This is a genomic window from Fulvivirga sp. AWR4_260 (genome assembly GCF_056158185.1).
The window spans coordinates 699065-715658 of the sequence record NZ_JBSWSU010000015.1 but is presented as its reverse complement, the minus strand read 5'-3'; the positions used below and the strand labels follow the sequence as shown (position 1 = coordinate 715658).

Sequence of the window (16594 nt, the reverse complement as noted above, 5' to 3'; positions counted from 1 at the left end):
TTTAGCTACATATTTGAAGAAATAAAAAGATAATTACTGAACTACGATGGCAAGATTAGCTTTAATAATCGCATGTATATTTTTAGCCTTAAAGGCAGAAGCTCAGAAAGTAATATTATTCCAGAATTTTGAAGGTTCTGTAGCTGGATGGATGAAATCTATCACTACAGGGGTAACAGACAACGAGTGGTTTTTATTAAATAACAATAGTTCGCTAACCACAGGCAACTTTGGACTAGGCGTATCTTCTGGAGATGGCAACAACACTTATATCAACACCACCTCGGACCATACCGCATGGGTAAAACCTAACTGGCCTGCCGTTGTCACTGATAAAGAAATAAGAATTCAATTCGATGGATATGCTGATGGAGAAAGAGCTGGTGGCACATACGATCAGATGGAATTAATTTTAGCTGACATCGATAACACCATAGTACCCTCAAAGGCTACACTAAATGGAGGCAATTCTATTTCATTAGGCTATCTGGCAGATATAGACAATTGGACAAGGATTAACATCACTCTAAATGCCACTTATTTAAACTTTATTCAAAATGCCACCAACGGAGCTACTTTGGTGTTTAGCTGGGTAAATGACAATGATGGTTACGTAGACAACCCTCCTGCGGCCATTGATAATGTACTAATAACATCTGAGCCATCAGCCAAAGGACCTTTAAATGGCGAATATGCTATTGGGTTAAAAAATGGAGAAGACTTCCCTACCTTAACTTCAGCTGTTAATTACCTCAACAATTATGGGCAAAGTGCTGATGTGAAATTCTTCCTTTCAGACGAGACTTATAATACTGATTTCGAAACTTTCCCTTTAATCATTGGTGATGGAAGCACTACGCCATACACAGGAATGGGCACATACAACCTTACCATAAAACCAGAGCCCGGTACTGGAGTAACCCCAACGGTTACTGGCAACAATTTCACTACAGCCAATGTAGGGACACTAACACTACGAGCGGTAAATAATATTACCATTGATGGCTCTAATACAAACGGAGGAACCACTAAGGATTTGACCATAATCTCTAACAACAATGCCGACACATTTGTAATGCCATTGTTTATTGCAGGCGCTAATGAAACCAATACAGTCAGTAATATATCCGTAACACACACCAACTTATCAACAAACAGCCAAACTAAAGGATATGGAATAGTTGCTGGCTTATACGGTGCCAGCACAGCCAACGCTCACTTTAGATCAGAAGCGAGGTTTGACAACCTTACTATTAACTACAATGCCATTCAATCCGTGAAAGAAGCCATCCATATTGATGGAGTGGACAGATCTGGTGGAGGTTATACCACCAATAGTTTAGCTACTAACATCAATATTATTGGAAATGACATTAATACTAATATCAGGGAAGATGGCATCCATTTACTAGGAGTAGATAACGGGCTGGTGGCTGAGAATAACATCGGTAACTTTAATAGTACAGACCAGCATACCGATACCGGAATAAAAATAGATAAGAATTCAAAAAATTTAGTGATTGAAAAAAATACTATTCACAACATTAACTTTAATGGTAACACTACTTCATCTTATAGTGGTCATGGTATAAATGTGAACAGTGGATTGCTTAATAGCAACATTGAAATTTCAAATAACGAGATTTATGAAATTTCTGGCAATGGGGCTAATTCTACCGCTAATACAGGCTTTAACAACCCGGCAGCTATATTTTTAGGCTTGGGAGGTGAAGCGGGGTTAACCCAAGCATACAACCAGAGTGGCATAATGCTATACAACAATTCCATTTACATGTCAGGTGAAACAATGGATTTTACTACATCTATAGCTTTAGGTATAGCCATAGCAGCTAACACTACCAGTGCCTCCATGGCCAACAACATTATTAAAAACGACTTAGGAGGAAAGACTTCTTTAGCAGGAAAAGCCTCTTCTCTGGGGGTATTTATAGAATCTAACATTTCACAGTTGGCATATTTAAACCACAATGCCTATCATATTAATAGCAACAGCGCTTATACCAATAGATACGTAGGCCTTGTAGGTTCATTAGCAAACTTAGCTGCCAATGGGAGCGCTTCTTTGCCGGCATGGAAAACCTCTACCTCCAGCGATCTCAAATCTGTATATGGAGACCCTGGCTTTACTTCCGCTACCAATTTGCAACCTAATGCCAGCAACGCTAATAGCTGGACAGTAAGTGGAACAGGCACACACTTATCTGCCATTACTGATGACAAAGCAGGCACTGCCAGACCTGTAGATGCCACCGAAGGAGCTCCTGATATTGGCGCATTTGAATTTACCGCTAACCCGAGCCTATCTACACCTGCTGCTGTAGTCCTCAATGGCCCATTCAGCACTGGCGTTACTTATACTTTTGAAGTTAACGGATTAGATCGGGTAGAAATATATTTCACTCCAGGGTCAGACCTCCCCGATGCATTAACCTTGACATTTTATAGTGGTGTATGGCCGGCTGACCCTAACAATTATAGTGTTTCTAACAATTACTTTGACATTGAAGCTTCTGGAGATGCAAACAACAGCTACAACTTTGACATGAATTATATGTTTTCTCCCTCAGAAATCGGCACCGTCTCTACCAGCGACCCTAATGTTCATTTAGCTAATGATGCCAACTTCAATGGAGATTATAAAGCCATGAATAGCACCTTTAACACCGCAGATTATAATATACAAGCTACGGACGCAAGTAAATATGGCCGTTTTACGATAAGCAGCGCTGTCAGCTCTTTACCTGTGACTTTAATACAGTTTAAAGGTTATGAAAATGGAAATTATAATACGGTAGATTGGAAAACTGCATCGGAGCTAAATAATGACTATTTTGTAATAGAAAAAAGTACGGATAATATGCATTGGGAGTTTGCATCCAAAATTAATGGTAACGGTACTATTCAAGAAGTAAGCACCTATACTTGGAATGACTTCAATCCATCGGCTACTACGTTTTACCGATTAACGCAAGTTGACTTTGACGGCACTTCAGAAACCCTAAAAGTCATTATAGTAAAAAGGAAAGTTGCAACAGCAATAAACATTTACCCTAACCCTGCAGACACATATGTAAAGGTGACTATGGCGGCATTTGAAAGTGAGTTTGATTATGATGTGGTTGATCAAAGAGGTACTTATATAGCAACTGGCACTTTATCTAGGCAAGCATCCAAAATAGAGGTGAGCAACTGGAAGCCAGGAATTTACATTTTAATTATCAATACAGGAGAATCACTTTTGAAAGAAAAAATTATTGTAAGACATTAAAGTAATAGCTTTTTGTTTTAGTTGGTTCAGTAAAAGGCCGCAAGCTATCATAGCTTCGGCCTTTTCTAATATTTATGCTTTACTTTCTACCAGCAATTCTTTTATAGAATCATCATATTCAGGAATAGCACCGGTGCGAGAAGCTACATATGCACCAACTTTATTGGCCATTTTAGAAGCGGACTTCGGGTCATTAGTTAGTAAGTACTTAAACACAAACCCCGCACTAAACGCATCTCCGGCTCCTATTGTGTCTGCCACTTCTACCTTATTGCCACTCACAAAGACCAATGCTCCTTCAGCGTAATAGTAGCTTCCTTTTCCTCCTGCAGTTATCAACACTAGTTTAATATCATATTCAGAAGTTAATCTCGAACAAAAATGCTGCATACTCATTGGCCTGTCGTATAATAAATCAGCCAGCACCATAACTTCAGCATCGTTGAGCTTAAGAATATTACACATTAATAAAGAGCGAGCTATAATTTCTTTATTGTAGCCGTCCTTTCTTAGGTTTACATCAAAAAATATATGTTTAAAGGTGTTGGTTGCCACCAAGCTATGAAGCGCCAATGTAGATACCTCGCTGCGTTGTATCAAAGAGCCAAAATATAACACATCAAATTCAGGAAGAACTTGTTCACTAGGGTACTCGATAAAATCATAGGCCACCGAATTGATAATATTATATTCAGGCTGACCATTCTCTAAAGTTACTTCTACTGTACCTGTAGCGTGCTCTCCATCCCACTGCAAATGCTTTATATCTACACCCAATTGCTTTATTTCTGCTTCAGCGCGTTCTCCAAGCACGTCTTTACCCAAGCGCGACATTATAGCAGCATCACCGCCACACTTTACAAAGTGGGCTGCAAAATTTAAAGGAGCACCTCCCAGATGCGGCTCATTTTCAATGATATCAAATAAAACCTCACCAAAACTAAGTACCTTCATAAAGTTATTTTTGATTCCAAACTGATTTTAACTCACACAGTTTCAGCTTTTCAATAATGGCCCCTTCTGACTCAAAAGTTAATCCTATAAAAGGGCTATCTGGAAAAAACAATGATGTAATACAAGTAGCGCCTCCGTCTGCAAATACCTCTATGGAAGACACATCTACATATATTTCTAAACTCATTTTATTAGAGTTTACGAACCTAGGAGCTTTATACTCACGCGAGAACTCTTCAGAAAAAGCTGCCTCACCAGCTTTACTTCTATCAATAAAATATTCATTTTGTCCATCAAAACCAAATACTAATTTTTGTCCTTCTGCATTAGATAAGTTTAATGAGAAAGAGTGGCTCGTTACTTCATCCAATTCCAATTCTAACTTATAGGTAGTAACATCTTCAAGCCCCTCTTTTAGATTAACCGATGAATGCAAGTTTGTTGTGTCAAACTCTACACATTCAGCACTTAGTAAATTAAGCTCATCAACTGGATGTGAGGCCAATAAATATGAAGTTTTATAAGCCTCTAAAGTCAAAGTGCGAGGTACAGTCATGGCACTGCGCCACTTTTCAGTTGGCACTACTTGCCCATACTGCCAATTACTCATCCAGCCCAAAAACAATCTTCTGCCGTCTTCAGCAGGAATATCTGACCAGGTAACTCCAGCATAATTATCAGGCCCATAGTCTATCCAGCCATATCCATCTTTGTCAGGGGTGAATGTTTTCCCGTCAAAATCACCCACAAAATATTGCGTTCCAGAACCTCCTTGCAAAGCCCCTGGATTAATACTCACAAACAACACCCACTTCACACTATTATTGCCCGTGCGCATCGGAAATAAATCGGGGCATTCCCATACACCACCATGCGCTCCTATACCTTGGCCAAAATCACTCAGGTGATTCCATGTTTTCATATCATCAGAATCATAAAAAGCGATATGATCCTTTACCGCCAAAGCAAGTATCCATTTATTTAAATTTTCATCCCACCTCACCTTTGGATCTCTAAAATCTCTAATACCCGGACTTGGAATAACAGGATTACCTTCATATTTAGTCCACGTACGTCCTTTATCATTACTATAAGCTATACCTTGTGTCTGAAAATTATTTGTACCGTTTTTCTCTCCCTCAGCATCATGGTAAGTATACATAGCTACCAAAGGCGGGACACCGTCTTTACCAAAACCTGTGCTGTTATTCCAGTCTACTACTGCGCTACCACTAAATATATATCCCAATGAATCAGGGTAAAGAGCTATTGGCAAGTGCTCCCAGTGTAGCATATCTTCAGAAACAGCATGCCCCCAGTGCATCGGGCCCCAAACGGTATTTTCAGGATAATGCTGATAAAACAAATGATACTCCCCTTCATAATACACCATTCCATTCGGATCGTTCATCCAATGAGCGGGCGGTGAAAAATGAAACTGAGGTCTATATTTCTCCTTGTAAAATGCATCAGAAACAACTTTAACCTCCTTTTTCTTTTGATTGTCTTTGCTGTCCTCTTTAGGTGCGGCACATGAAAAAGCCATCAATAACAACAAAACAAATAACACGTAATTACGCCTTTCCATAAGCTTAATATTTATAATTCTACCTGATCTTCAATCTGTTCTAATGACTTGCCTTTAGTCTCTGGCATCAGTTTCCAAACAAAAAGCAACTGAAGACACATCATTACTGTAAAAATTAAAAAAGTATGCCCCCCACCAAGTTTTTCTGCGATAATAGGAAATGTAAAGGCTATAATAGCTGCCATAATCCAGTGCGTAAAACTCCCTAGCGTTTGCCCTTTCGCCCTCACTTTATTGGGAAATATCTCAGAAATAAACACCCAAATAACAGCCCCTTGTGAAAAAGCAAAAAAACCAATGTAAACAAATAATAAAACAGGGACCAAATACCCTGTAAAACTTTCGGTATAAAAGGTGTAACTGATCCATCCCAAGGTAATAATTAATCCTACTGAACCAATATACATCAACTGTTTGCGCCCTAAAACATCAATAAAATTTACTGCTATGAGTGTAAACAGAAAGTTAACTACTCCTATACCCATAGACGAAAGCAACGATGATTCAGTACCTAAACCAGTCATTTCGAACACACGTGGTGCATAATAGATAATTGCATTTATACCAGATAATTGATTGAACATGGCAAATAATATAGCCAAAGTAACAGGTACTTTATGCTGAGCAGAAAAAAGGGCTGATGGCGTTGTGTTTTCATCGTTGTGCCCAGAGTTCTTTATATCTTCAATAGTTTTTTCGAGCGAATCGGGTGCTATTACCTGAAGAATGGGGATAGCTTTTTGTAAATCGCCTTTTTTAATAATTAACCACCTAGGACTCTCTGGCACACCTAATAGCATAAAAAAGAAAATTAGCGAAGGTAGCGCTTCTACCCCCAGCATCCATCTCCATCCAAGTGCCTCTACACCTGAAAGAAAATAATTTGATACATAAGCAATGAGAATACCCAGCACGATATTAAATTGAAATAAGGCAACCAGTTTTCCCCTTTGTGCAGCAGGTGATATTTCCGAAATATACATAGGGGCTGCCACTGAAGAGGCTCCTACCCCTAAACCTCCTAAAAACCTAAAGAACAAGAACAAGTACCAATTAGTAGCAATGGCAGAGCCAAGTGCCGATACCAAATAGAAAAGCGCTATCCATATTAAGGTCTGCTTTCTACCCATTTTATCAGACGGGTAACCTCCAAATAAGGCTCCAAATACGGTTCCTATCAGCGCAATAGACACTGTAAGTCCGTGCTCAAAAGCATTGAGGTTCCATAATTTCTGAATCGACTGTTCCGCTCCTGAAATTACAGCTGTGTCAAACCCGAATAAAAAACCTCCTAAAGCGATGGTGATTGACCAATACAGAATCCTTTTCATAAATGTATTTCTATAAGAAAATTTAAATAGCCACTCTTTTAAAAGTACCGAAATCGATTTCGATGAAGGCAATATAAGGCTATTAATTTAAATTCTATAATCTTAAGAAATTCAAATTCACAAATGCAAAATAATAATATTGCGGGGTTTTAATGGTGCTATCTGGAAGGTAAAACCAAAAAACCTGATGGTCAAAAGGTTAATATAAAGCGGCACCATTACCCACATGGTACTATATTGAGAAATTACAGCAGGGGAATTACAATATAAGTACCCTTAAAGTTCTGATTGAGCACACTCATCACCATTTTCTTAGCCTCCAGATCAGGCATTACCACTATAGAAGCTTCTCCATTAGCCATAGCTATAACTTCACTGCCAGTGGGTGTGCCTTGGTTTTTCAACATTTCTCCGCCTTCTAAGCATTGAAAATAAACCTTCTCCTCATAATGAAGACTTCTTCTGCCTGATTTATCAATAGCCGTTGCCGTAATTAAATAATTGCCGTCTTCTGTTTTTTTATATGTCAAAGCAATTTTATCAGGATCTCCCGATGGAGAAAAATAGTAAGTCAGCGACATAGAATCTCTGGCAGACATTACATTAACATGATCTTTACCAGTGGCCTTTAAAGTATTTTGCCCTTCTTTGAACTGCACATTCCAATATAAGCCGCAAGCAGGGTACTGCTCTATACTTCTTTCCTTTTCGCCCAAACTCTCACCATTGAGCCATAGCTCTACTTTAGGCTGATTACTATAGACCTTTACATATTTATTTTTCCCTTCCGGACCTGATCGCTCTCTCCAAGTATGAGATTCTATGTATACAAATGGTTTATCGCTCCAATAACTCTTAAATACATAATATGCATCTTTAGGCTTTCCGGCACGATCCAAAAGGCCTTTCTGGTTTACATATGGTATATCATTTTCAGGACGAAGTGGAGTAGCAAAATCTTTAAAAGCCCATTGTGCATTTCCGGTTAACGTGGGGTGATTTTCTGATATATGCAGATACCAATCAAACAAATTGACGATGTAATTTTCACTCCAATCACCATTATTTGCAATATTAACAGCATTAACCTGATTTATAGGCTCTTCCCACTCGTTAGGCTTCACCTTACCACCGCCAGTAATGGGATTTTCTGTATGTCTTCCCGAATGACTGGCACCACCATATTCCATATGTAAAAAATGTGGATAATCATGAATGGACTTATCTAAAACATGCTTGTAGTTCTTATAATTACCCGAATACCAGCCCGACCAAATTGAAGGGCTAAAAACATCAACAATACTCGCCCCCTCATAATACTTCCTGATAGCTGTTTTTCGCCCCGGATCCATTGCATGAGCAATATCACTCAACTCAGTTAAAAATGTATTCATATGCTCAGTGGTACTTATGGAGTCATTGTCTGGTAGCCAGTATATTTCATTTCCCAATGACCAAATGATTATACTTGGATCATTATAGTGCTGATTAATCATTTCTTTGAGCAACCTTTTAGTGTTAATCTTCCATTGTTCATCTCCTACTCCTCCTCTGCACCACGGTAACTCTTCCCACACCAAAATCCCTAATTCATTGCAAGCCTTATAGACTTCAGGATCTTGAGAGTAATGTGCTAACCTTACAAAATTGGCACCCATCTCTTTTATGGTTTCTATATCTTTTCTGTGCATGGCATTAGACATGGCAGCTCCGTAACCTGCATGCTCCTCGTGCCTATGTGTACCTCTAAGCAGCACCCTTTTACCATTGAGTAAAAAAGGCCCATGATCTTGAAACTCAAACCAGCGAAAGCCAATATCATCAGATGTTTGATCCACCACTTTACCATTGGCTACAAGAGTAGTTTTTAGGGTATAAAGATGAGGTTGATCAATATCCCAAAGTTGCGGGTGATCCACGTCAATACTTAGTTGAGCCTTTCCTTTTCGTGCTCGCACTGTTTTTACAGCCACCTCCTCTTGATCAGGAGAAATTAGTGACGCTTTTATTTGATAATCAGCCTTAATATTTCCGTTATAACTGACATTTATCTCTGCCTTTCCTGCCTTCTCAGAGACCGAAGGCGTTGAAATTCTCACTTGGTCTATATAAGTTTCATTAACTTCTTTGAGCCAAACATCTCTTGTAATACCTCCATATATAAAAAAATCAGACTTTTGAGAGGGTATAACCTGAGGATCATAACTATTGTCTACCCTTATTAAAATGCCATTTTCGCCTTGCTGCAAATAGGGTGTAATTTCAATTTCAAACCCCACATAGCCACCAACATGAGCCCCCGCCAACCGACCGTTTACATACACTTCAGTAGTAATATTGGCACCCTCAAAGTAAAGCATATAACGTTTCCCTTCTTTTGGCAAAAGCTTTAGTACCTTTCTATACCAGCTGGCATTTCTTCTATAGCCAGGCGCCTGATCTACTACATCTGTTGCATTCCAAGTATGTGGTAAATCAATATCTACCCAGCCTTTTGCGCGCGCGACCTTAAACACTTCTTCTAAAGGTTTTTGGAGATAAGTCCAGCCCTCATTAATATTTTGTAACTCTCTATATTTATTAGTCTCTTGCCCTGCTACAAAATAGTTTATGCACAACAGGCTACAGAGCACTATAAAAAACCTCATTTCCTTCTTCAATTACCTCTCTAAGTGTTTTAACCTTACTAATGCCTCTAAAAAATAATAATCGGCATAATTAATTGGCACATCTATTTCATCATTATTGGGCATATTACCTGTGCTGTGCGCCAAAATAAACGGGGTTTCATCTTCCTCTTTGAGAAGGTAAGCCTCTGAATTCAGAGACTGAAGTATGCTTTTGGCAAATATCAAATACCGCTCATCATCAGTAAATGTGTATAACTCTACCAAGGCAGAAGCCATAATTGCTGCCGCTGAAGCATCTTTAGGGGTGTTTGATGTAATAGGGGCATCATAATCCCAATAAGGGATTTTATCTTCAGGCATTTTAGCATGGTTCATTAGAAAATCAGCAATATAATGAGCTTGTTTTAAATACGCGGAATCTTGTGTGTAGCGATAAGCCATAGTAAAACCATATAAGCCCCAAGACTGCCCTCGCGCCCAAGCTGACTCATCTTTATAACCTTGAAATGTTATTCTCTTAATTAAATCTCCATTATCAGGATCATAATCAACAACATGAAAACAGCTATAATCTCCCCTATAATGATTTTCCAGTGTTTTATCAGCATGTGAAATAGCCACGTTTTTAAAGGTAGAATCTTGTGTATATTCGTAAGCCTCAAATAGTAATTCTAGATTCATCATGTTATCAATAATCACAGGAAACTTCCACCTGTTGCCCCCAAAGTCCCATGACCTGATGCAGCCTACAGTAGCATCGAACCTACTAACTAACGTAGTGGCGCTTTGCTCAATAATGGATATATATCCCGGGTCTGGCCTTAATTTATTGAGATGTCCATAGCTGCAATTCACTTGAAAACCTATATCGTGCGATGATGCATTGAAACGCTCTTTTTTAATAAACGCACTCCACTTTGCCCCTCTCTCTAAAAAACTACTATCGTTAGTAAGCTCATAAGCATACATGAGCGATCCACTAAAAAAGCCACTGGTCCAATCTCCAGACCCTACGCCTCTCACAGAACCATCTTCTTCTACGCTTCTTGGTATACTGGTAGAATCGAGAGGATAAGCCTTTAAATATTCAAGTCTGGAAAGTAACTTATCTGGTGGGTTTTTCTTTAGTGGTACCGAACAGCAGATACAAAAAGCAAGTAATAACAGTAGCGCGTAAAAAGGAGTTTTATTCATAAGAGCAATTAACTTAGATAGATAAGAATCAAGGACATACCTAAAATAAAAAGTACCAGTAGTAATTCTTTCCAGGATAATCTTAATCTCATGGCCGTGTGTATTTTATTTTCAAAATAGGCCTATGTCACAAATTAAAAGTTCAAAGGGGGCATAAGGATAGTTCAAAATAAATATGGTATTATTTTACCCCCATTTTGATACTCATGATGCATCTAAGCTAAACTTCTTAGCATATGCTGATGGAGTAATATCGAAATGCTTCACAAAACACTTGCTGAAATACTTAGGATTTTTAAACCCTACCTGATAGCACACTTGAGAAACAGTCAGTTTATTGGTCTCTAACAACTGCGCTGCCCGTTTCATCCTCATGGACATGATAAATTCATTAGGAGTAAGGTTAGTCCAAGCTTTGATTTTCGTAAATAGCATGGTGCGGCTTACTCCAAGCTCTGAACAAAAATTCGCAATGTCGAACATTTCGTTAGAAACATTATCCTGAACTATCTTCACTGCCTTATTAAAAAGCTTTTCATCTGCTGATGATAAAGTGATATCTTCAGGAACAACCATTTCCGTAGCATTGAATCTACTTTTCAGAGCCTCCACCATGTTGAGCATATTCCTCACCTTAAGCTGCAGCTCCTTTACATTAAATGGTTTACTGATATAATCATCGGCACCAGAAGAAAGTCCCTCGTGCCTGTATACATCAGAGTTTTTGGCTGTTAATAATATAATTGGAATATGACTGGTTTTGATGTCGTTTTTAAGCCGATGACAAAGCTGGATACCATCCACCTCTGGCATCATTACATCGCTAATTAGCAAATCGGGCTGATCGATAAATGCTCGTCTTATTCCCTCTTTGCCATTACGCGCTTCTATAACATTATAATCTTGCTCTAATAACGATGTGATGAATGCTAAAACATCATCACTATCCTCCACTACCAAAATCGTTTTTTTCGCCACATCTTTCACCTTCAATGTATCTTCTATAGGTGATTTACCCACTTTAGCATCTATGGCAGCATCTCCTATATCTTCAGAAAGTGGCACTTGAGGTTTTTCTATAATTTCATTGGGCTGTAAGTGCGCAACACCTAATTTCAACCTTACGGTAAACTCCGTTTCACCTTTTCGACTTTTCACTGCCAACTCCCCTTTGTGCAATTGCACTATCTCCTTGGCCATAGCCAAACCTATGCCGGTACCCTTTTTAGCATCACTATTTTGTGGCGCTACCTGATAAAACCAGTCAAATACTTTTTCAAGGTTTTCATGATCTATACCTATGCCATTGTCCTTTATGGTAACTACGCACTCATTTTCTTCTACACTTAAAGCAACTATTACTTCACCAGATTCAGGAGTATACTTAAACGCATTAGAAATAAGGTTATAAAAAACACTCTCTAACTGCTCTGTATCATAAAATAACTCTATCATCTCCGTGCTGCTTTCTAATGTATAGGTGTAATTACCATCATCAGCCAGTGACTGAAAAGAATCGAAAATATCCTTTACAAATGGTACAATATTGCTTTTAGAAGCAGATAAAATCTTCTGTTTTGTTTCGAGTTTTCTAAAATCCATCAGCTGATTAATCAACTTCAGCAGTTTATTGGCATTTTGCTGCACTACTACCAGTTGTTCGTACAGCTTATTACTTCCTTGATAGCCCTCAAGAATTTTCTGCATTGGCCCAACAATAAGTGTTAATGGGGTTCTAAATTCATGAGATATATTAGTGAAGAAATCGAGCTTCATTCTATTGATCTGCTCTTGCTGCTGCTTAGATTTATGCTCAAGCTCTAGGTCGTGCTTTAGCTTTGATTTAGATTGTATAATATTTAATAGTAATACCAAGGCACTAACAATGGCTAAAGCATATAAAACAAACGCCCAGCCTGATTTCCATGGAGCAGGATTCACTTTTATGTGAACAGAAGTAATACCTCCACTCCACTCGCCATCATTATTTGCACCTTTTACTTCAAACACATAATTGCCTGCATTTTGAATAGTAAAAGAGGCCGTATTACTATTAGTATACACCCATTCGTTATCATAGCCCACCAGCCTATAAGCAAAGGTGTTTTTCTCTGGATTAACATAATTAGGCAAGGCAAATTCAAATGCAAAACTAGATTGATCATAATCGAGCTTAAGCATATCTGTATCTGATATACTTTCATGGAGCACAGATCGGTCATCTCCCGGCCTGATAATTTTATTAAAGATTTTCAAATTCGTAATGACCACTTGTGGAGCATACGAATTTCGCTTAATGGTATTAGGGTTAAAATAACTGATGCCTACCGGGCCACCGAAATACAACGTTCCGTCTACACTGGTTAAAACAGCATTGTCATTAAATTCATTAGACACTAAACCATCAGACTCTACGTACATCTTTATGTCTTGCGAGGCCATATCGTATCTCACAATGCCATTATTTGAACTCAACCAGATTTTACCATCTTTGTCTTCGGTAATACTATGAATCGCCTGGCTTATATTTTTATAATTTTTAAAAACATCTACATGTTCAAAACCATTGCCTGAGTTTTTAAAAAGGCCTCTATTTTTTGTTCCTACCCAAATGGTGCCATCACCGCCCTGAAAGATGCTTAAGATAGCTGCAAAAGGTTCGTCTCCTCCCAGAAAGTAGTGTTTAAATTTATAATTTCTCTTCAGTAGATCTTCTGCAGAAATATAGTTTAACCCATTCGGGGTGCCAAGCCAGAGATTGCCCTCCGCATCTTTATAAATAAATCGTATCAGGTTTTCTGAAAGTGTATTTGGTGACTTGCTAAGGGCATACAGCTGCTCTACTTTGCCCGTATTTAAATGACAAATGTTAAGACCTCCGCCAAACGAACTGACCACCGCCAAGCTATCGTTATATGCTATTACAGAATAAATAGTATTATTAATCAGCCCATTTTCCATAGAAATATGGTCTACTAACTTTTTGGTAGCGATATCCCAAACATATAATCCCTGATCAAGTGTACCCATCCACACTTTCTCATTTCTTATGTATATACTTTTAATATTATCGCTCGCCATCCCCTCCTTTACCGGGTCTATATAATCATAAGTGTGCGTACTTTTATCCCAGATACTTACTCCTCCCCCCTCTGTGGCTATATATAACTTATCATTATTTTCTTTTATACCACTCACCACATTATAACTTAACCCTTCACCATTGGGCCACTGCTGTAGCTTGTTGAAATTGAAATTATTGGCATGCCACATATTTATACCTCCGTAGTAAGTCCCTATCCAAACCGAACCATTTCGGCCTGTAAATACAGATTTTACAGTATTTCTTGACAAGCTATTTTCAAATAGCGGTGAATGGGTAGCATGTACTAATGATGTTCTGGAATGATCTATTCTGGTAAGCCCTCCATAAGTCCCTACCCAAAGATTGTTAGAGAAATCGCACGCCAGCCCCCTTACATCGTTGTTTAATAAATGTAACGAAGCATCATTACTATCTGCGGTGATATGATTAACATTTCCGTTTTTACCTGTAAAACCAAATAACCCTGAATACTTTGTTCCAAACCAGATATTTTGCTGCAAGTCTTCGCAAATCACTTGCACATTTAATATGCCCAAGTTTGTATCATAATTAACAAACTGCCAGCGGCCATCTACTTTTTTATCAAACTTATTAATGCCCCGGTCTGTACCCACCCAAACATCTCCCTTGCTATCTTTAAAAATACAGTGAATATTATTACTATTTAAGCTCGATGGATTTTGTTCATCATGCCTGAGTACTACAAAACGGCCTGTCTTTTTGTTGTAGATGTTCAATCCTTGTGGTGTGCCTGCCCATACTTCATCTTCTCCTATGGCTTTTACACACCAAATATTATTGGTAGAAATAGAAAAAGAATCTTTGGCATCAGTCATATACCTATGAAACCTTTCTTTTTTAGAGTCATACCTATTCAGTCCAAAATAGGTAGCAATCCACAAGTCTCCCTGCCCATCAATATCAAGGTCAACAATATCATTACAGCTTAGCGTAGCCGAATCAGATAATTCACTTCTATAAACTTCAAATTTATGACCGTCATATCTGTTAAGCCCATCTCGGGTTCCAAACCACATAATGCCGTGCTTGTCTTGGGCCATAGTAATTACTGTACTTTGAGAAAGACCATCTATGGTAGAAAATCGTTCGAACCTAAGAGGCACCTTTTGCCCTAAAGCCCTAACAACCAACAGTAAACAAACAATACTTAAAGCATAATATTTTAGCAACCTGATGTTCAATTTTATATAAAGGGTTATTTTTTTGAGGGTGCATTTTAACGAATATGCCCAAGAGAACTGACAATATCAGTACAATAACGGGGGCACTATCGTACAGGCCAGAATAGTTTTTATTTCAACTTATCCCTTCTTATAGCCAGCTCTAAACCCCTCAATTCGGCCAATCCGCGCAGTCTGCCAATGGCAGAATAGCCCGGATTTGTTTCTTTCTGCAGGTCATCGAGCATTTGATGGCCATGGTCAGGACGCATGGGCATTCGGTAGTCTGTTCTGCCTGACGCTTTTCTTTTCATCTGTTCTTCTACCAGCGCTTTCATTACTTTATACATGTCTACATCTCCATCCAGATGATCTGCCTCATAGAAATTTCCGAGTTCATCTCTTTTAGTACTGCGCAGATGAATGAAATGAATGCGGCCTCCTAAACGCTGCACCATTCCTTCTAAATCATTATCTGCTCTCACCCCATAAGAGCCTGTGCAAAAACACAAACCATTGTTAGGGCTATCCACCGCTGCCAATAAATCAGCAGCATCTTTCTCTGTGCTTACCACTCGGGGCAAGCCTAAAATAGGAAAAGGAGGATCGTCTGGGTGTATAGCCATACGCACTCCCGCACTCTCTGCGGTGGGCACAATAGCATGTAAAAAAAGATACAAATTTTGTTTCAAAGCATCGGCATCTATAGAAGCATATCCATCTAGCACCTCTTGAAACTGCGCTAACGTATAGCCCTCTTCAGCTCCTGGTAAACCTGCAATTATATTATTAGTAAGCAGTTCAATATCCTTCTCTGACATGGATTTATACGCGAGGCTGGCATTATTAATCTGCTCATTATTATAATATTGAGCAGCACCTTTTCTTTTTAGGATGAACAATTCAAAAGCTGCAAAAGCAACAGCATCAAAACGCAAGGCTCTAGAACCATCAGGCATTTGATAATTAAGATCGGTACGTGTCCAATCCAAAACAGGCATAAAATTATAACAGACAGTATCTATTCCGCAGACCCCGAGGTTAATAATCGACTGCTTATAATTCTCTATATATTTATTAAAATCACCCGTACGCTTCTTTATGTCTTCATGTACAGGTATACTTTCTACTACTGACCACACTAAGCCGGCATCTTCGATGATTGTTTTCCTCTTCTTGATCTCCTCTACCGTCCAAATCTCTCCATTAGGCACGTGGTGCAAAGCCGTAACTATGCCTGTAGCTCCAGTCATTTTGATATCTGCTAACGACACGGGGTCGTTAGATCCATACCATCGCCATGTTTGTTCTAACCCCATCA

At 38.7% G+C, this 16594-nt stretch carries 8 protein-coding genes; 1 reads left to right on the top strand and 7 read right to left on the bottom strand.

The features are described 5' to 3' along the window. The first annotated feature begins 46 nt into the window (after window positions 1-46). Entirely contained in the window at window positions 47-3289 is a 3243-nt protein-coding gene (locus ACXACQ_RS09570) for a T9SS type A sorting domain-containing protein (protein ID WP_474975716.1), read from the top strand. A gap of 72 nt (window positions 3290-3361) precedes the next feature. Here ACXACQ_RS09570 and ACXACQ_RS09565 read toward each other — a convergent pair whose 3' ends face one another. The 7 genes from ACXACQ_RS09565 to uxuA form a co-directional block, all read right to left on the bottom strand. After that, a complete protein-coding gene (locus ACXACQ_RS09565; protein ID WP_474975715.1) occupies window positions 3362-4243 on the bottom strand; it encodes a carbohydrate kinase family protein in 882 nt (293 codons plus the stop codon). A gap of 4 nt (window positions 4244-4247) precedes the next feature. Continuing rightward, entirely contained in the window at window positions 4248-5831 is a 1584-nt protein-coding gene (locus tag ACXACQ_RS09560; RefSeq protein ID WP_474975714.1) for a glycoside hydrolase family 32 protein, read from the bottom strand. Window positions 5832-5842: 11 nt separating this feature from the next. Continuing rightward, window positions 5843-7162 carry a sugar porter family MFS transporter gene (locus ACXACQ_RS09555; RefSeq protein WP_474975713.1) on the bottom strand — a complete coding sequence of 440 codons (1320 nt, stop codon included), beginning with the start codon at window positions 7160-7162 and terminating at the stop codon, window positions 5843-5845. Window positions 7163-7407: 245 nt separating this feature from the next. Then, window positions 7408-9822 (bottom strand): glycoside hydrolase family 2 protein, encoded by a 2415-nt coding sequence (locus tag ACXACQ_RS09550; protein ID WP_474975712.1) that lies wholly within the window; start codon window positions 9820-9822, stop codon window positions 7408-7410. Then, entirely contained in the window at window positions 9823-10986 is a 1164-nt protein-coding gene (locus ACXACQ_RS09545) for a glycoside hydrolase family 88 protein (protein WP_474975711.1), read from the bottom strand. It abuts the gene before it with no gap. Window positions 10987-11190: 204 nt separating this feature from the next. Then, window positions 11191-15294 (bottom strand): two-component regulator propeller domain-containing protein, encoded by a 4104-nt coding sequence (locus ACXACQ_RS09540; protein WP_474975710.1) that lies wholly within the window; start codon window positions 15292-15294, stop codon window positions 11191-11193. 110 nt (window positions 15295-15404) lie between these two features. Beyond that, entirely contained in the window at window positions 15405-16592 is a 1188-nt protein-coding gene (gene uxuA, locus ACXACQ_RS09535) for a mannonate dehydratase (protein WP_474978469.1), read from the bottom strand. Window positions 16593-16594: the final 2 nt, after the last annotated feature.